This is a genomic window from Rhodococcus sp. IEGM 1354 (assembly GCF_030056855.1).
In the GTDB taxonomy this organism is placed as follows: domain Bacteria; phylum Actinomycetota; class Actinomycetes; order Mycobacteriales; family Mycobacteriaceae; genus Rhodococcoides.
The window spans coordinates 233,384-250,940 of sequence record NZ_JASHKT010000002.1 but is presented as its reverse complement, the minus strand read 5'-3'; the positions used below and the strand labels follow the sequence as shown (position 1 = coordinate 250,940).

Here is a 17,557-nt window from a genome sequence, read left to right as displayed (position 1 = left end):
TGCTGCCAATGTTGCTACAGAGACAGGAGTTAGGCGCGGTAGAAGCGTTAAATTCTTGAAACGGCTGTGGAGCCCGACTCCGGATTGGGTTCTGCCGTCCGGTGCTGGTATTCTCGATCTTCGGCGCTGGGCTCAACGCTCAGCAGCAGACTTCGGGCATTCCAGCATGGATCGCCCTGACCGGAATACCGACGAAGACGAGAAGGATTTTACGCGTGGCCAATATCAAGTCCCAGAAGAAGCGGATTCTCACCAACGAGCGTGCACGCCTGCGCAACCAGTCGGTGAAGTCCTCCCTTCGCACCGTCATCCGCTCGTTCCGCGAGGCACAGGCTGCGGGCGACAAGGACAAGGCTTCCGAGATTCTCCTCGATGCCGGCCGCAAGCTCGATAAGGCTGCCAGCAAGGGCGTCATCCACAAGAACCAGGCCGCCAACAAGAAGTCGGCACTGGCTCTCGCAGTCAACAAGCTCTGATCTCGTACTGAGCTCGACCGAGCCCGCTGCATCCGACGAGGACGCAGCGGGCTTTGTCGTGCGCGGGGCACCCCGCTAGCGGTCACCCAACGAGGCGACCTCGGCGACAGCTCGCTCCACCGCGTAGTCCGCGTCCGCTGCTTGACCTTTGACGTCGGCGTTCAGTTGCGCCACTACGCGCAGGGCCTGCGCTATCGAACGGCCGTTCCACCCGCGCGCTTGGCCCTGGGCCTTCTTGATCTTCCACGGCGGCATTCCCAGTTCGCCTGCCATGCGGAACGGGTCACCGCGACCGGCAGAGCCGACGAGCGCGATGGTGCGCACGGCGTCGGCAAGCGCATCCGCGAGCAGAACGTGCGCCACTCCCCGGTGCATCGCCCACCGCAACGCCTCGAGAGCGCCGGCTCGATCACCGATCACGGCCTTGTCTGCAACGTCGAATCCTGACACCTCTGCCTTGCCCGAGTAGTACCGGCGCACGGCGCCAAGGTCGACTTTGCCTCCGGTATCGGAGACCAACTGCGAACACGCCGATGCCAGTTCACGCAGTTCGTTGCCCACGGACTCGACGACAGCCTCGATCACCTCGCCGCTGACGCGGACATCCGCCGCGCGAAACTCGCCTCGAACGAAATCGATCCGCTCGGCCGGTTTGGTGAGCTTGACGCATTCATGGACCTGAGCCCCGCATTTCTGCAGGGCACCGACCATCGCTTTGGCCCGGCCACCGCCGGAATGCATGACCACCACGACGGCACCCTCGGGTGGGTCGGTAGCCGCATCGAGCACCAGAGCGACTGCATCCTTACCCGCCTCGGCCGCCGCCTCGAGTACGACGACCCGATCCTCGGCGAACAGCGACGGGCTCAGCAGTTCGGCGAGCTCGGGAGCACTTGCGTCACCGGTACGCAGCCGGGTGACCGGCAGGTCCTCCCCCGGGATCGCCGCATTCGCACGCACCTGCGTGACGATCGCGGCCACCGCACGATCCATCAGAAGTTCCTCGTCGCCGAGTACCAGATGCAGAGGAGCCACACTCGAAGTCACGACCATGATCGTGCCATGCGCCGTCGACACCGCGGACATCCGCTCGACCCGTCACTCACCACACGACGTGGGCGGTCCACAGCGCGAGAAGGGCGATCGCGAGCATGGCCGACACCCAGCGGAACAACGCCCATCGCAGTGCGCCCAGGAGCACGACTGTGCCGACGGTCGCCGCCGCGATTCCTCGGACACCCTCCGGAACGACGATCGATGCTGCCGGCACCGACGCGGCACGCTCGGCCACCGTGATCAACCACCACAACGGTGCCGATGCCAGTTGCACCGTCATGTCGGCGAGCGAGGTACTGACCACAGCCAACACCGCAGTCACGATGCCCACCACGGTGATGGGAGCGACCACCGGCGAGACCAGTACGTTCGCAACCACACCCACCACGCTGAACGTTCCCGCCATTGCCGCGACGACGGGAGCCGTCACCACGTGCGCCGCCGCGGCGACCGCCACCACCTCCGCAACTGCGCGGGGCCATCCCCGGGCCCGCAGCCAGTCCACCCAGATCGGTGCCACCAGCACCAGCCCCGCGGTGGCGAACACCGACAACACGAATCCGACATCGACCGCCAGCCGCGGCCACCACCCGAGTAGTGCCACCACCGCGCCGCACAAGGCCGGGACCGCTTGCTTACGTCTGCCGGTGACCAAGGCCAGCAAACCGATCGACCCCATCACCGCGGCGCGCAGCACGCTCGGGGACGGTCGGGCCACGACGACGAATGCGATCAGTACGAGGAAGGCGATCGCGACGGTCGCGCGAGGCCCGATCCCAATGGCGCGCAACACCAACAGCACGGCACCGATCAGGATCGAGAAGTTCGCACCCGACACCGCCGTCAGATGCGTCAGACCCGCGGCTCGGAAGTTCTCGACGATCTGCTCGTCCAGTCGCGAGACATCGCCCACCACGAGGCCCGGCAGTAGACCTGCCCGATCCGACGGCAGCGAATTCTGCGCCACGTCGGCCAGATTCGAGCGAAACGAGCCCGCCGCCGACGAGACCGGTCCGGGCTCACGTACTGCCACCGGCGGGCCGGTCGTTCGGATGACGGCCACGGTCATATCGGACCTCATGGGCACCCCGAGCCGGCCCCGAACCGTGATCTGTTGCCCCGGAAGCAGTGTCGACCACGGCGACTCCGGCGCCACGATCGATACCCGGCCGCCGACGTAGAGCGCCTCGCCACCGACATCGACGCGGGTCATCTCCGCCTGCAACATCACCATCGGAGGCCCGGGCGCGGGCAGACGCCGCGGATCTTCTTCGAGATCGACCACTGCCGTGATCCATGCCCGATTCTGCGCGGCCGCAGCCACTGGATGCTCCGCCACCGAGCGCATCTGGAGCCAGATCGCACCGCCGAAACACAACGCCACGACGATCACCGCGGCCGCCCCGGACCACACGTGTCTCGCGGTGTCCGCTCGACCCTTCGAGATCCTCTGCAGCACAACGGCTCCCAGCACCACGATCGCGCACGTCACCACCGTGGCCTTCACCGCCGCGCTCGAACCGGCGAGAATACCGGTCGCAGTGATCGACCAGGACGCCGCTGCCGCCGGAATCAGGCGGATGTCGAAAGGAACTGGTTCCTCGGAGCCCGTCGACGACGGCACCCCGGTCACGAGACTCGGACCAGGTCGCGAATCTTGGTGAGCCGGCCCGGGCCGATACCGTCGACCTCGGCGAGCTGATCGACCGATACGAAGCGGCCGTTCGTGTCTCGCCAGCTCACGATCGACGTTGCCGTCACCGGTCCCACACCGGGCAGCGCATCCAATTCTGCGACCGTGGCCGTATTGAGGTCCACTGCCCCGCCGGCGGCAGGGCCCGCCTGGTCCGTCGTCGAACCGGCACCACTGTCGGGCCCTGCGCCCTGACCCGACGTGGTGCCGCTGACCGGAGGGGCCGCCGGAGCCGGGACCAACCCCACGACGATCTGATCGCCGTCCGACACCCGAGCTGCCATGTTCAGCGCCAACAGATCGGCACCCTCCACAGCCCCTCCCGCTGCGGCCAAAGCGTCGGCGATGCGCGAGCCCGGTTGCAGCCGAACGAGACCGGGATGCGCGACGAGTCCGACGACACTGACGACAAGTTCTGTTTCCGCGACCGGTGCCGTGCCGGCCGTTCTGTCCGGCGGCCGGCTCGACGATCCGGATTCGGACAACGCCGAGTCCGGCGCGCGGACATCGGCGGCGTCGGTGGAGACCACCGCCAGTGGTGGTGCGGGCGCAGGCGTCGGCGCATCTCGAAACACCGCGAAGCCGGCGACGAGGACCACGAACACACCCGCCGCCGCCAACGCCTTCACACCGGGTCGGCCGGGATCCACCCGCGCGAATCGCCACGGCTGCGGTAACAACGACGACCATGGTGATTCGGGACGCTGCGCGGCAGGAAGCAGCCACTCCGGATCGGGATGCACGACGCCGTCCTGTGGTTGCCCGATCGGCGGCTCGCCCTGGGGGTCATCGAATTCGTCGACTCGGCGCGGCTCGGTGCGCGCGGAATCACTCTGTCTCCGCACGGAATTCAATCGTGCCACCGTGTGTGCCCGATCGTCGTCGCCGCCCATGTCTCAGGACGCTAGCGCCCTCCCGACGGACCTGACCGGGGCGAACAGTGGTCGCGAACTGCCCTGTGCACAACCGAGAGTCTGTGGATGACGCGGCTCGATACGCCCTACCGATGATCAGGAGCGACGACTACGCCGACGGCACCGGGACCGACGTGTGCACCGAGCACCGCACCGAACGGCAGCACGTCGACGCTGGTCAGGTTCGGGATACGCGCCATTAGCATGCCAGAGACGTCCTCGGCTCGCTCGGCGCACTGCATATGATGCACCGCCACGACAACCCCGGAATCCGTACCGATGTCGGCTGCCGCGGCAGCTGCCGCGTCCACCAGCTTGCTCAGTGCCTTCGAGGAGGTTCGCGTCTTCTCGCGCAACACCAGCGCACCATCGCTGATGTGCAACACCGGCTTCATCGCCAGGGCCGTACCGAGCAGGGCTGCGGCAGTGCCGATACGACCGCCGCGGCGCAGGTGATCCAATCGATCGACGACGATGAAACATCTCGACGACGCAGACCTGCGAACAGCGTCGTCGTAGACCTCGTCGAGTCCGGCTCCACCCGCTGCGGCATACGCTGCTGCCAGCGCCGGGTAGCCCAATCCCATTCCGGCAGAACCGGAATCGACCACCTTCACCAACGATCCGATCTGCTCGGCGGCCTGCCGCGCAGCCTCCCAGGTGCTCGACAGGCCCCGGGAGATGTGTAGTGCGACGACGCCCGCCCCGCGACTGCGTTCGAGAGCTGCGGCATAGACCTCGGTCAGCTCGCCCGGAGACGCCCCCGCGGTCGTCACCGGCTTTCCGTCGGTCGATTGTTCGGGAATCTCGTCGATACCCTCACGATGGTCGACGCCGTCCACCAACACATGCAGCGGTGCCACCCTGATACCGCACTCGGCGGCTACGGACGCGGGCAGGCAGGACGACGAGTCGGTGACGACGGCGACGGTCATGGGTGCCGGATCGCTGCCGCCGCTGCCACCGGTCGCAACACCGTCAGCATTGCGTCGGCCACAGCCACGTGTGCGTCCCAACCCCAGTGGATTCCGTCGGGGTTGGCGTTCTCGGACTCGATGTTCGGACGAACTGCCTCCGCGAGATCGACCATGGGAACACTATTTTCGTCGCTCCAGGCACGCAGGGCTCGTACCGCGGGCTCGCGCCCCGAATGCACCCGCCCATAGGCGTCGCACCGATGCACCGACGGATAGGTACCGACGACGGGCAATTCCGGCCGCACGTAGGCCAATGCGGCGCGGGTCTGCTCGAGGTAGTCGACACTCAGTCGCGGCGGAAGCGCCACCGGCCAACCCAGATGTGACAGAACCGGCTGCACCGCTTGATAACCCGCGCGAACGACCCGCCGAAGTGCGGGCGGACGGATGTAGCGGATCTGCTCACGCAACGCGGTCGGTAGCGGCGACGGCAACGAGTCCATGCCGCCGATTCCGAGTACGACGGCACCGGCCCGCGGTATCACCGCCCACACTCGCGGATCCTGGGTCAGAGCCCACCACGCATCGCGGCTCGTCCAGCCGATGCGGGCTACCAGCTCGACATCCCAATCCAGCTCTGCAGCAACGATATTGGGCCACAGTCGAGGATCGTCGACCGGCAGCCCGCCCTCGGGTCCGTAATAGCTCAGCGAGTCCGCCAGCACGAGCAGCACGGGGCGCGCGGCGGCCTCCTCAGAGGACGTCACTGGCCACCCGCGCCGAGGCGTTCCAGACGTCGAGCCGCCAGGACGGGTTCTCGCCGGGGCCGTGCGCACCGAGCTGCACCCAGCTGGTGTTGGCGAGGCCGCCGAGCACCGGCCACCGATCGGTCGGCAGTGCGAGCAACGCTGCGGTCAGGGCAGCGATCAACCCTCCGTGCGCCACGAGCACCAGTGGCCGCTGGTCGCCATCGGCACCCCACTCGGGGACGCCGCCGAGGAGCTCCCGCACCAGCGGCACGCTGCGATTGGCGACGTCGATTCGGCTTTCCCCACCGGGCGGGGCGACGGTTGCGTCGGCACGCCATGCCGGACGCGCACCGGGGGCGATGTCGTCCACCTCGGTGTGGGTGAGTCCCTGCCAGTCGCCGAGATGGGTCTCCCGCAGCCGCTCGTCCGTCGACACCGGGACTCCTGCCGCGTCTCCGAGAGCTTCCGCGGTGTCGAGAGCGCGCTTGAGATCGGACGAGACGATGCGGATGGGCGCGCGGACGGCCAGTTCGGCGGCAGCCGTCTTCGCCTGACTGCGGCCCAGTTCGGACAGATCGGTATCGAGCTGGCCCTGCATGCGGTCGGTGGCGTTGTAGTCCGTCTGACCGTGGCGGAGCAGGATGAGCCGTCGGATCATTGCTCCGGTTCCGCTGCCGGATGCTGACCGAGGCCCGGAACCTCGATCGTCGGGCAGTCCTTCCACAGCCGCTCGAGCGCGTAAAAGTTGCGCTCCTCGTTGTGCTGGACGTGCACCACGATGTCGGCGTAGTCCAGCAGAGCCCAGCGGCCCTCTCTGGTGCCCTCGCGACGGACCGGCTTGTGTCCGGCCTCACGAAGCTGGTCCTCGATGTTCTCCACGATGGAGTTGACCTGACGCTCGTTGGGCGCGGAGGCGATCACGAAGCAATCGGTGATGTAGAGCTGGTCGGAGACGTCCAGGATCACCACGTCGCTGGCCAGTTTGTCGTCGGCTGCGAGCGCGGCGATACGCGCCATTTCGGCGGCTTCGGCTGTTGCAGTCACTTCGGTGTACTCCCACTCGTATGGCTCGGGTTTGCGGTCACTGCGCTGGTGACCGACCCGGCCGGTTGCTTCTTCTGTGGCGCCGGTTCCGACATGGTGACGGATCCGTCGAGGCGCTGCGCGCCTCGTGGTCGATAGAGATTCCTCTTCGAGATGTATTGCACGACGCCGTCCGGCACGAGGTACCAGACCGGCCGATTCTCACCGGCGCGGCGTCGGCAGTCCGTCGACGATATCGCGAGTGCCGGGATTTCCATCAATGTGAGAGTGTCCGCGGGCAACGATCGCAGATGGTTGGCCAGATGATCGACGCCGAGCTCGAACCCCGGCCGCGTCACTCCGACGAACTTCGCGAGCTCGAAGAGCTCCTCCCAGTTCTGCCACGTCAGGATGGACTCGAGCGCGTCGGCACCGGTGATGAAGTACAACTCTGCATCGGGGTGCTGCGATCGAAGATCCCTCAGGGTGTCGACGGTGTAGGTCGACTTCTCTCGGTCGACGTCGACCCGACTCACCGAGAACCGAGGATTCGACGCCGTGGCGATGACCGTCATCAAGTAGCGGTCCTCGGCCGGGCTGACCGACCGCCCCTCCTTCTGCCACGGAGTCCCGGTGGGGACGAAGATGACCTCGTCCAGACCGAACGTTGCCGCCACCTCGCTGGCAGCCACGAGGTGGCCGTGGTGAATGGGGTCGAAAGTGCCGCCCATGACCCCCAACCGGAGAGTCGGCGTGGTGTTCGTGTCCTCACCGGGGCCGGATTCGTGCTGCACAACCGACGATTCTACGTCCGTGGCAGCGACACCGGTTACACGCCTCATACCGGCAACAGTCGTGAGACCACCGTCGCGAGCTGCTGGGCCGATCGACACTCGTGCATCGCAATCACGTCCGCATACACCTTGGCCGCCGAATCACCGGATCCCCACTGGGATTTGGGCTCGGGGTTGAGCCAGTACGCGTGCTTGGCCACCGAAACGATTCGGGCCAACGCCGGCAGCTTCGGTTCGCGATAGTTCGTCCGGGCATCACCCAGAACCAGAACCGAACTGCGGCTGGTGACGACCTGCGCGTACTTCTCGTCGAACGTCGTCAGGGCATGCCCGTAATCGGAATGGCCGTCGTAGGTCACCAGGTCCGCTTCACGCACGATCCGGCTCATGGCGGCCCCGAGGTCGGCCCCGGAATCGAAGAACCGAGTCACCTCGTCGGTGGAATCGACGAATGCGAAGATTCGCACTCGGGAGAACTGTTCACGAAGAGCATGCACCAGCAGCAGGGTGAAGTTGCTGAATCCGGCCACCGACCCCGAGACATCGCACAGCACAACCAGTTCCGGCCGGGCCCGACGCGGCTTACGCTCCACCAGGTCGATGGGAATACCGCCGGTCGACATGGATTTGCGCAGGGTGCGTCGCAGATCGATGGAGCCGTGCCTGCTTCGACTGCGGCGCACCGCAAGTCGCGAGGCCAGCAACCGCGCCAGCGGTGCGACGTTACGCCGCAATGCAACCATCTCCGCGTCCGAGGCACGCAGGAAATCGACTTCCTCCGCCAGTTTCGGCACACCGTAGCTCGCTACCCGGTCGCGGCCCAGTTTCTCGGCCGACCGTCGCCTCGTCTCGCTCTCGACCATCTTGCGTAGGTCGGCAATGCGTTGCGCTGCAGTCCGTTTGGCCACCTCGGACTCGTAGTCGTCGGTGGGCCGATCCGGCGTATCGTCACTTCGGCCCAGCAGGCCGTCGAGGATCTTGCGGAGCAGCGTGTCGGGAGCGACATCACGCAACGCCTGATAGGCCGAGAACGACGGCCCGTTCGAGGACTTGTACTGACCGAGCTCTTCGACCATCTGGGCCGCCAGCATCTGGGTCAGTTCGGCCGCCTCCGCCGAGTCGTCCGAGAGCAGTTCGACGATCAGTTCACGCAACGCATCGATGTCGACCTCGCCCGTCTCGGTGCGAGGCAGCGCGGTGTCGATCTGCCCCGAATCCCTGGTACCCGACGCCACCGGAAACCACAGGTCGAACAACGCGTCGAACACCCCGCGGTGCGTCGGACGCCTCAGCAGCGCGCAGGCCAGCCCCTCGCGGACCGCTTCTCTGTCCAACAGATCCAACACCGACAGGACTCGTCCGGCATCGACGGTCTCCGACGGCCCCACCGAGATCCCACGCTTGCGTAACGCCTCGACGAAGCCGACGAGATGCCCGGGAATTCCGTGCGGGGCGAGCATGTCAGTTCAGCCGCAGTTCGGCGGCGGCGCGCACCTGATCGGACTGATGCTTGAGCACCACTCCCAGCGTCGTCCGGACCGCGTCGTCGTCGAGAGTGTCCATGCCGAGGGCCAGAAGTGTGCGGCCCCAGTCGATCGTCTCGGCCACCGACGGCAACTTCTTGAGCTGCATCCCTCGGAGCACGCGGACGGTCTTGATCATCTGCTCCGCGATCGCCTCGGGCAGTTCGGGAACCCGGCTGGCCAGGATTCGACGCTCGAGGTCCGCGTCGGGGAAGTCGAGGTGCAGGAACAGGCAGCGGCGCTTGAGAGCTTCCGACAGTTCGCGCGTGGCGTTGGAGGTCAACACGACGAACGGGGTGCGCTCCGCCGTGATCGTGCCCAGCTCGGGAATGGTGATCGCGAAGTCGCTGAGCACCTCGAGCAGCAGGCCCTCGATCTCGACGTCTGCCTTGTCGGTCTCGTCGATCAGGAGCACGGTCGGCTCGGTTCGGCGAATGGCCTGCAGCAGCGGCCGTGCCAGCAGAAACTCCTCGGAGAACACGTCGAGCTTCGTCGAGTCCCAGTCGGTACCGGAGCCGGATTGGATACGGAGGATCTGTTTGGCGTGGTTCCACTCGTACAGTGCCCGCGCCTCGTCGACGCCCTCGTAGCACTGCAGTCGCACCAGTTCGGCTCCGGTCGACTGCGCGACCGCCCGCGCCAATTCGGTCTTGCCGACTCCGGCGGGACCTTCGATCAGCAGCGGCTTGCCGAGGCGATCGGCGAGAAAGACCGATGTGGCCGTGGCCTTGTCGGCCAGATACCCCGTCTCGGCCAGACGGGCCTGAACATCGTTCACGCTCGCGAACAACGGTGGTGTCGTCGGTAGGGCACGGTCCACGTCACAACTCCTGGAAGATCGGGTCTGGCGGGTCGAGTGGCTACAGGCCGGTCAGACGGGTCTGACGTGCCCGTCGCCCCACACCGTCCATTTGGTCGAGGTCAGCTCGGGCAGGCCCATGGGGCCGCGGGCGTGCAGCTTCTGGGTGGAGATGCCGATCTCGGCACCGAAGCCGAACTGCTCGCCGTCGGTGAACGCGGTGGAGGCGTTGACCATCACGGCAGCCGCGTCGACTCGTCGGGTGAATTCGCGCGCAGCACCGATGTCCGACGCGACGATCGCCTCGGTGTGGCCGGTGCCGTATCGGTCGATGTGGTCGATTGCCTCGTCGATGCCGTCCACCACCTTCAGTGCGATGTCGAGCGAGAGGTATTCCTGCGACCAATCGTCGTCGCCTGCGGGAACCAACCCCGGTAGATCACCGTGCACGGTGACACTGTGCATCTGGAACGCCTGCAACAACCTCGGCACCATGGTTTCGGCGATCGCGGCATCGACCAGCACCGTCTCGGCAGCGTTGCACACGCTCACCCGGCGGGTCTTGGCGTTGAGCACGATCTTCTCGGCCGTCTCGGCATCGGCGGAGGAATGCAGATAGACGTGGCAGTTACCCACCCCGGTCTCGATGGTGGGAACGGTGGCATCACGCACGACCGCGGCGATCAGACCCGCTCCCCCACGCGGGATCACGACATCGACCAGACCGCGGGCCTGAATGAGGTGGGTGACCGTCGATCGATCCGCACTACCGAGCAGTTGTACCGCCGATTCCGGCAGCCCGTGGCTCGTGAGCGCACCCTGCAGCGCCTCGACCAGGGCTGCGTTCGACTGCGCCGCGGACGAGGACCCCCGCAGCAGCACTGCGTTGCCGGATTTGAACGCCAGACCGAACGCGTCGACGGTCACGTTGGGGCGCGCCTCGTAGACCATCCCCACCACGCCCAGCGGAACCCGCATCTGCCTGATCTCGAGCCCGTTGGGGAGCGTCGATCCGCGGATGACCTCGCCGATCGGATCGGGTAGACCCGCCACCTGCCGCAGCCCGGCGGCAATGCCGTCGATGCGCGATGCCGTCAACCGCAACCGATCGAGCAGCCCCTCGTCCGTGCCCGCAGCCCGGGCGATCTCGATGTCGGCGGCGTTCGCCGCGAGCACCGGCTCCGCCGAGGCCAGCACGGCGTCGGCCGCGGCGTGCAGCAACGAATCCTTCTCCGCAGTGGTCAGCAACGCCAGTGCACGTGAGGCGACGCGGGCCCGGCGAGCGGCCGAGTGCACGTTCTCGCGCTCGTCGGCGGTGGACGGCACCGATGCGGCCGAGACGGAAGCAGTCATGCGCTACACCCTAATAGGGCCTGGGAATGAAGCTGCATCTCCACGTCGTTGCAGCACAGCGTGGACATCGCCGACGTCACCGACGTCGAGACCGACAGACCGGAGGAACCACCTGTGAGTGCCCTGTTCGAGCCCCTGACATTGCGCGATCTCACCTTCCCCAACCGGGTATGGATGGCACCGATGTGCCAGTACTCGGCCGACGAGACGGGCGAGAACGTCGGCGTCGCGGGCGCCTGGCATCGCACCCATTTGGTGAGCCGCGCGATCGGCGGAGCCGGCCTGATCATCACCGAGGCCACAGCGGTCAGCCCCGAGGGCCGAATCAGCCCGTCGGACCTGGGCATCTGGAACGACACACAGGCCGATGCACTGGCCGAGATCGTCACCGAGATCTCGTCGTTCGGTACCGTCCCGGGCATCCAGTTGGCACACGCGGGCCGCAAGGGCTCGACTGCGGCTCCCTGGCGCGGTGGCACATCGCTGCCCGCCGAGGATCCCCGGAGCTGGGAGACCGTGGGCCCGAGCGCCGTACCGTTCGGTCGTTACGCGACACCACGGGAGGCGACGGCCGACGACATCGCGAAGATCGTCGACGATTTTCGTAACGCTGCGCAGCGCGCACTGAAGGCCGGGTTCCAGGTGGCCGAGATACACGGCGCACACGGATACCTCCTGCACCAATTCCTCTCGCCTGCCAGCAACACCCGCACCGACGCCTACGGCGGCGACTTCGCGGGACGGACCCGCCTGCTGATCGAGGTGGTCGACGCGGTCCGTGAGGTGTGGCCTGCCGAGCTTCCGGTGTTCGTCCGTCTGTCGGCGACGGACTGGCTCGACGAGCCCGAGAAGTCCGATGCTGCAGCCGACTTGGAAGCTCCGAGTTGGACCTCTGATCAGACTGTCGCGCTGGCGCAGATACTCACCGAGCACGGCGTGGACCTCGTCGATACGTCCACCGGCGGGAACGTACGCGCCGAGATTCCCGTCGAACCCGGCTACCAGGTGCCGTTCGCACGGCGTATCCAGAACGAGACCACGATGCCCGCCGCTGCGGTCGGCATGATCACCGAGCCCAAGCAGGCGGAGGACATCGTCTCTCTGGGCGAGGCGACGGCCGTGCTGCTGGCGCGCGAGCTACTGCGTGATCCGTACTGGCCACGGCGCGCTGCCCGCGAACTCGGTGTGGAGATGGCTCCGGCCGTGGCACCGCAGTACGAGCGGGCCTACTGACAGTCACATCACAAGACCGGTCACACCACGAACCCGAGCCTCTTGTCGACGACATTGTGCAGCTGTTCGCCGCGGAAGTATCGCTGCGCGTTGTCGACGAAGACGTCGGCGAGACGACTCTTCCACCCCGACGCGTCGCCGCTCATGTGCGGCGTGATGACCACGTTCTCGGCCGCCCACAGCGGATGATCTGTCGGGAGCGGCTCGGTCTCGAAGACGTCGAGCGCAGCCCCGGCGAGGTGTCCGGAAGCGAGATGCGTGAGCAGTGCATCGGTGTCGAGTAGCTCGCCGCGGCCCACGTTGATCACCCGCGCGCCGGGCTTCATCGCGGCCAACACCGAAGCGTCGACCAGACCCCTCGTCTGTTCGGTCAAAGGAGCAACCAGAACCAGATAGTCGACCCGCGCTACCTGGACCGCCAGATCATCACTGGCGTACACGGTGCCGAAGTCTCGATCGCCTTCTCGTGCAGTTCGACCCACGCCCGAGACCGACATCCCCACCGCACTCAGCAGACTTGCAATGGCACGACCGATCGCTCCGGTGCCCACGATCATCGCGTGCGCGCCGTCGATACGTTCCGTCTCGCGGTGTTGCCATATCTTCGAATGCTGCAGTGCACGTGAGCGTTCGGAATCCTTGGCGAACGCGAGGATCTGAGCCAGCACGAACTCTGCGATCGGGCGATCGAAGACGCCACGCGAATTGGTCACGACCACATCGGATTCGACCAACTCGTCGAACATCAACGAGTCCACGCCGGCAGCGGCGATGTGGATCCACTTCAACGAATCGCACCGCGGCCAGGCGGATCGGACTGCAGGCGAGAAGAAATCCCACAGCAGCAACGCGTCGGCACCGTCGACCGCATCCGCCAGCGTGTCCGCCGTGGCATATCTGACGACGGCGACCTCCTCGACGGACTCGAGTCCGTCGGGAAGGTCGCCGGCATGCAGAACGACGAGAGTCGGTGCCACTTCTACTTCTTGTAGCCGACGAGCTCGACGCCGGACGCAGCGACCTCGTCGTCGTTGTCACCGGGGCACTGGGTGCCGCGCAACGACCGGCCCGCGGTTTCGGGCATCAGCAGGATCGGCACGAACGCGATGGCAGCTGCGATCATCATGTACCAGCCCGGGATCAGGTTGGAACCCGTTCGGTCGATCAGGAACGTCAGAATCAGCGGTGCCGTACCGCCGAAGAGCGCCGTCGAGACGTTGTATCCGATCGCGAACGCTCCGTAGCGCACCTGAGTGGGGAACAGTGCGGGCAGTGTCGACGACACGCAGGAGCACATGATCACCAGCAACACGCCGAGACCGAGCAGGCCGATGCTCTGACCGATCAGTCCGGTGTTGATGATCAACAGGAACAACGGAACGCTGAACACGAAGTACCCGACGCAGGCGACCAGCAGCAACGGCTTTCGACCCACCCGGTCGGACAGAGCGCCGATGGGGTTGATGATCAACATCATGATGATCATGATGGCCACGAGAGTGAAGTTGGACTGAGTCGTGCTGTGCCCCAATGTGTCGCTGAGGTACGAGGGCAGGAATGTCAGCACCGTGTAATAAGCGATGTTGAGTAGCAGCACGAATCCCATCAGGATCAGGATCCGCTGCCAGTACGTCATGGTGGCCTTGAGTGAGGTGACGGCTCCGCCTGCACCTTCTTCGACCGTGCCGCCGTCTTCTTTCGCCTCGGCGAACACCGGAGAATCCTCGAGCCGAGTCCGCAGCCACAGCGCAACGATGCCCAACGGGAGCGTCACCAGGAACGGGATGCGCCAGCCCCAGGCCTCCATGGTCTCGTCGCCGAGACCGACGTTGAGCAGGGTGCACAGGGTGGCACCGCCCACCGTGCCTGCGAGGGTTCCGAATTCGAGGAACGACCCGAAGAATCCGCGGCGCTTGTCGGGCGCGTACTCGGCCATGAACACTGCTGCGCCGCCGTACTCACCACCGGTGGAGAAGCCCTGTACCAATCGGCAAACAAGCAGCAGCAACGGTGCTGCGATGCCGATGGTGTCGAATGTCGGCAGCACACCGATCGCCGCCGTGGCCAGCGTCATCATCGAGACGGTCAGGACGAGGACCTTCTGACGACCGATGCGGTCGCCGAGTGGGCCGAGCACGATGCCGCCGATCGGGCGAATGATGAACGACGCGGCCAGCACCGCGAATGTGGAGAGCAGGCTCGCTCCCCCGTCCTCGGACGGGAAGAAGTTGGCGGCAATGTAGACGGCGAGATAGCCGTACACCGCGTAGTCGAACCACTCCACGGCGTTGCCCAGTGCGGACCCGCCGATCGCGCGATGGAGAATTTTGGTTTCGTTCGCGCTGAGTGTGTCGGTACTCGGCGGATATCCGGTCGGCGAAGCTGCCGACCCTGAAGTTTCGGTCACGGTCCAATACCTCTCGCTTTAAGACAACGTGGAGCGTCGGTTTGGTACTTCGCAGCGTCCGACTTTACGTCGACGCCGGACGCACGTCTCGAACAACCCCCTCTTGGAAAACTAAAGACCAGGTGGCGCAGCAATTCTGGTGGCGATCAATGCGTACGCCTTTGCGCTGTCGGTCAATTGCTGCACGGCGACGGATTCGTCCGGCCGGTGCGCCTGGATTTCGATCTCCCCGGGACCGAGCACGACGGTGCGGATACCCATCTGCTGTGCCACGAAACCACCATCGCACGAAGCCGTCCAGATGTCAGTGAAACCGGCAGATCCGATGTCGCGAACCGATTGCATTGCAGTGGTGACCAATCCATCGTCGGCAGCAGTCAGAAAGCCCGGCATTTCCATCGACACCTCGAGATGTACCTCGATTCCCGAACCGATGATGCCTGCCGCGTCGATCCGCGTTCGGAGGTCGTCCACCACCTCTGCAGCGCTCTCATCGGGTAGCAACCGTCGGTCGACCGTGAGCACGCACCGGTCGGCAACCATCGACGTACCGGTGCCTCCCGTCACGGTTCCCACGTTCCAGGTAGCGGGCCCGAGCTCGGCGTGTGGATTCTCGTTCAATTCGACCTGCCAGTCCTCGATGACGGCAACGATGCGGGCGGCAGCGGATATCGCATTGGCACCGTTACGCGGCCGACCTGCATGAGCCGAACGCCCGCGCACGTCGATCTCGATATTCGCGGCTCCTCGGCAACCGACGATGGTCACCAGGTCCGTCGGCTCGGCCACCACGCAACACTGGAAACGACGGGGTCCCGGGTCGGCCACGAATGCTCGAATACCCAAGCCCGTGTCTTCCTCGTCCACCAGACACGCCAACGTCATCGGGAAGCGATCTGCAAGACCGGCACGGTTCACCGCATCCATAGCGGCCACCACTGCGGCCACTCCACCCTTCATGTCGCATGCTCCCCGCCCGACCATGCGCCCCTCTCGCACGACCGCGGTGAACGGATCCGTCGTCCAGCCGGTGCCCGCCGGAACGACGTCGGAGTGGCCGACGAACAGGACCCCGGGGGCGTCATCGGGTCCGATCGAGGCGATCACGTTCGGTCTGCCGGGAGCGACCTCGACCGTGCGAACGTCGAACCCCAGTGCGCGACATCGCTCCGCGAGTATGTTCGCGCACTTTTCTTCGGTGTCGCCGGGATTTTCACCGCCCGCCTCGATCAACGCGGCTGTGAGAGAGACGATCTCGTTCTCGTCGATGGTGTCGAGCAGAGACTCCTGGGTACTCGGGACGGTCATCGCGTGGGGTCGGAGGCGAGCAGATGCTTCGATTTGTCCACCGCGACGGCCAACCGCCTGATGCCTTCCTCGATGCGTTCGGGTGTCGACGACGCGAAGCACAGCCGTAGCGAATCGTGAAACTTGCCGCCCACCGACAACGCCGGTCCTGGAATGTAGGCAACACCCTCGGCCAGTGCGGTTTCGAACAGATCCTGCGTCGAGAAATCGTGGTCGTTTCCACGCAATGTCGCCCACAGGAAGAAGCCCCCGTCGGGATCCGTGGTGGACATCGCGTCACCGAAGTGTGTCGCAATGCTGTTCTGCATCGCGATCTTTCGCGGTAGGTACACCGCAGCCAGCGACCTCAGGTGCTCCTCGAGCAGCCCGCGCCGGATGTATTCGGCCACCATCCTCTGTGCCGGAAGATTCGTACAGGTGTCCATCGCCTGCTTGGCGTTGACGATCAACCGACGCGCTTCGGGGGCCGCGTCCACCCACCCCACGCGCAGACCGGGAGCGATCATCTTCGAGAAGGTCCGCACCGAGAAGATCAGCGGATCGTCCGGACTCAGAGCCCCGAAACTCGGGATCGGGTCCCCCGAGAAACGCAGCAGGCCATACGGATCGTCGTCGAGAATCACCGAGCCCCATCGGTGTGCCAACTCGATCAACAACAGTCGACGCTCGAGTGACAGCGTGACCCCGGACGGATTCTGAAAGTTCGGAATCACGTAGATCATCTTCGGTAGACGCCCGGCTCGCTCGACGAGTTCGGGTAACGCCTCGACGATCAGACCGTCACTGTCCATCGGTGCCTCGAGAATGTCGCCGCCGTAGCTCAGCACGGTGGCAGTTCCGTTGGTGTACGTGGGACTTTCGACGATGACCAGATCACCGGGATCGACGAACAGCTTGCAGGCGATGTCGAGACCCTGCATGCCGCCCGAGGTGATGACGACCCGATCCTCGGACGTGGGTTCGCCGACGGACTCGAGATACGCCAACAACGCGTCGAGCAGACCCGGATCACCCTCGGTGGCACCGTAATCGAAAGCATCCGCTGTGAGCACACTGCCGGCGATCTCGGTGAACGCCGCAGCCGGAACCGTCTCGGCTGCAGGAGATCCCATCGCGAACCTGACGATGTCGTGTTTCTGGGCGGCGAGAAGCGATGTAGACGAGTCGATCACCGATCCCACCAGTTGGTCGGTGCGCAGGGCCCAGGGAATGGCAGGAGTGGAGCCTGCGGAACGACCCGAAATTGCAGGAGTGGAGCCTGCGGAACGACCCTTTTGGTCAGGAGTGGAGCCTGCGGTGGAGGTGGTCATGT

The 17,557-nt window shown here is 65.6% G+C and carries 17 protein-coding genes; 2 read left to right on the top strand and 15 right to left on the bottom strand.

The features are described from left to right. The first annotated feature begins 215 nt into the window (after positions 1 to 215). Positions 216 to 476: a 30S ribosomal protein S20 gene (gene rpsT / locus QM588_RS05635; RefSeq protein ID WP_027497522.1), complete on the top strand. Its 261-nt coding sequence runs from the start codon at positions 216 to 218 to the stop codon at positions 474 to 476. A 75-nt stretch (positions 477 to 551) separates the two neighbouring features. On the opposite strand, the gene holA is transcribed toward rpsT, so the two are convergent. From holA to QM588_RS05580, 11 genes are all read right to left on the bottom strand, one after another. After that, positions 552 to 1,529 carry a DNA polymerase III subunit delta gene (gene holA, locus QM588_RS05630; protein WP_283312100.1) on the bottom strand — a complete coding sequence of 326 codons (978 nt, stop codon included), beginning with the start codon at positions 1,527 to 1,529 and terminating at the stop codon, positions 552 to 554. A 49-nt stretch (positions 1,530 to 1,578) separates the two neighbouring features. Beyond that, positions 1,579 to 3,165 (bottom strand): ComEC/Rec2 family competence protein, encoded by a 1,587-nt coding sequence (locus QM588_RS05625; protein WP_283312098.1) that lies wholly within the window; start codon positions 3,163 to 3,165, stop codon positions 1,579 to 1,581. Then, positions 3,162 to 4,118 (bottom strand): ComEA family DNA-binding protein, encoded by a 957-nt coding sequence (locus QM588_RS05620; protein WP_283312097.1) that lies wholly within the window; start codon positions 4,116 to 4,118, stop codon positions 3,162 to 3,164. Before QM588_RS05620 ends, QM588_RS05625 begins: the two co-directional genes overlap by 4 nt. A 107-nt stretch (positions 4,119 to 4,225) precedes the next feature. Then, positions 4,226 to 5,074 carry a DegV family protein gene (locus QM588_RS05615; RefSeq protein ID WP_283312096.1) on the bottom strand — a complete coding sequence of 283 codons (849 nt, stop codon included), beginning with the start codon at positions 5,072 to 5,074 and terminating at the stop codon, positions 4,226 to 4,228. Further along, positions 5,071 to 5,823, bottom strand: coding sequence for a diglucosylglycerate octanoyltransferase (gene octT, locus QM588_RS05610; protein ID WP_048318610.1), 753 nt, complete (start codon positions 5,821 to 5,823; stop codon positions 5,071 to 5,073). Before octT ends, QM588_RS05615 begins: the two co-directional genes overlap by 4 nt. Beyond that, entirely contained in the window at positions 5,810 to 6,463 is a 654-nt protein-coding gene (locus tag QM588_RS05605; RefSeq protein WP_283312095.1) for a histidine phosphatase family protein, read from the bottom strand. Before QM588_RS05605 ends, octT begins: the two co-directional genes overlap by 14 nt. Continuing rightward, positions 6,460 to 6,849 carry a ribosome silencing factor gene (gene rsfS, locus QM588_RS05600; protein ID WP_283312094.1) on the bottom strand — a complete coding sequence of 130 codons (390 nt, stop codon included), beginning with the start codon at positions 6,847 to 6,849 and terminating at the stop codon, positions 6,460 to 6,462. Before rsfS ends, QM588_RS05605 begins: the two co-directional genes overlap by 4 nt. After that, positions 6,846 to 7,559: a nicotinate-nucleotide adenylyltransferase gene (gene nadD, locus QM588_RS05595; protein WP_442972877.1), complete on the bottom strand. Its 714-nt coding sequence runs from the start codon at positions 7,557 to 7,559 to the stop codon at positions 6,846 to 6,848. Before nadD ends, rsfS begins: the two co-directional genes overlap by 4 nt. Positions 7,560 to 7,666: 107 nt before the next feature. Continuing rightward, positions 7,667 to 9,082, bottom strand: coding sequence for a vWA domain-containing protein (locus QM588_RS05590; RefSeq protein ID WP_283312092.1), 1,416 nt, complete (start codon positions 9,080 to 9,082; stop codon positions 7,667 to 7,669). Between the two features lies 1 nt (position 9,083). Then, entirely contained in the window at positions 9,084 to 9,965 is an 882-nt protein-coding gene (locus tag QM588_RS05585; protein WP_283312091.1) for an AAA family ATPase, read from the bottom strand. Positions 9,966 to 10,016: 51 nt separating this feature from the next. After that, positions 10,017 to 11,297, bottom strand: a complete 1,281-nt coding sequence (locus QM588_RS05580) for a glutamate-5-semialdehyde dehydrogenase (RefSeq protein ID WP_283312090.1) — start codon at positions 11,295 to 11,297, stop codon at positions 10,017 to 10,019. A gap of 114 nt (positions 11,298 to 11,411) precedes the next feature. On the opposite strand from QM588_RS05580, the gene QM588_RS05575 reads away from it, so the two are divergent. Next, a complete protein-coding gene (locus QM588_RS05575; protein WP_283312089.1) occupies positions 11,412 to 12,530 on the top strand; it encodes an NADH:flavin oxidoreductase/NADH oxidase in 1,119 nt (372 codons plus the stop codon). A gap of 20 nt (positions 12,531 to 12,550) precedes the next feature. On the opposite strand, the gene QM588_RS05570 is transcribed toward QM588_RS05575, so the two are convergent. The 4 genes from QM588_RS05570 to QM588_RS05555 form a co-directional block, all read right to left on the bottom strand. Beyond that, a complete protein-coding gene (locus tag QM588_RS05570) occupies positions 12,551 to 13,507 on the bottom strand; it encodes a D-2-hydroxyacid dehydrogenase (RefSeq protein ID WP_283312088.1) in 957 nt (318 codons plus the stop codon). A 2-nt stretch (positions 13,508 to 13,509) separates the two neighbouring features. Then, positions 13,510 to 14,937, bottom strand: coding sequence for an MFS transporter (locus tag QM588_RS05565; RefSeq protein WP_283312087.1), 1,428 nt, complete (start codon positions 14,935 to 14,937; stop codon positions 13,510 to 13,512). A gap of 111 nt (positions 14,938 to 15,048) precedes the next feature. Next, positions 15,049 to 16,245 (bottom strand): M20 family metallopeptidase, encoded by a 1,197-nt coding sequence (locus QM588_RS05560; RefSeq protein ID WP_283312085.1) that lies wholly within the window; start codon positions 16,243 to 16,245, stop codon positions 15,049 to 15,051. Beyond that, entirely contained in the window at positions 16,242 to 17,555 is a 1,314-nt protein-coding gene (locus QM588_RS05555) for an aminotransferase-like domain-containing protein (RefSeq protein ID WP_283312084.1), read from the bottom strand. Before QM588_RS05555 ends, QM588_RS05560 begins: the two co-directional genes overlap by 4 nt. Between the last annotated feature and the right edge of the window lie 2 nt (positions 17,556 to 17,557).

What these genes read in the sequence shown, in the direction of transcription:
- QM588_RS05580 (WP_283312090.1), bottom strand. Translation starts at nt 11,297, where the DNA reads ATGACTGCTTCCGTCTCGGCCGCATCGGTGCCGTCCACCGCCGACGAG.
- QM588_RS05615 (WP_283312096.1), bottom strand. Translation starts at nt 5,074, where the DNA reads ATGACCGTCGCCGTCGTCACCGACTCGTCGTCCTGCCTGCCCGCGTCC.
- QM588_RS05560 (WP_283312085.1), bottom strand. Translation starts at nt 16,245, where the DNA reads ATGACCGTCCCGAGTACCCAGGAGTCTCTGCTCGACACCATCGACGAG.
- holA (WP_283312100.1), bottom strand. Translation starts at nt 1,529, where the DNA reads ATGGTCGTGACTTCGAGTGTGGCTCCTCTGCATCTGGTACTCGGCGAC.
- QM588_RS05605 (WP_283312095.1), bottom strand. Translation starts at nt 6,463, where the DNA reads ATGATCCGACGGCTCATCCTGCTCCGCCACGGTCAGACGGACTACAAC.
- QM588_RS05555 (WP_283312084.1), bottom strand. Translation starts at nt 17,555, where the DNA reads ATGACCACCTCCACCGCAGGCTCCACTCCTGACCAAAAGGGTCGTTCC.
- QM588_RS05620 (WP_283312097.1), bottom strand. Translation starts at nt 4,118, where the DNA reads ATGGGCGGCGACGACGATCGGGCACACACGGTGGCACGATTGAATTCC.
- QM588_RS05590 (WP_283312092.1), bottom strand. Translation starts at nt 9,082, where the DNA reads ATGCTCGCCCCGCACGGAATTCCCGGGCATCTCGTCGGCTTCGTCGAG.
- nadD (WP_442972877.1), bottom strand. Translation starts at nt 7,559, where the DNA reads ATGGGCGGCACTTTCGACCCCATTCACCACGGCCACCTCGTGGCTGCC.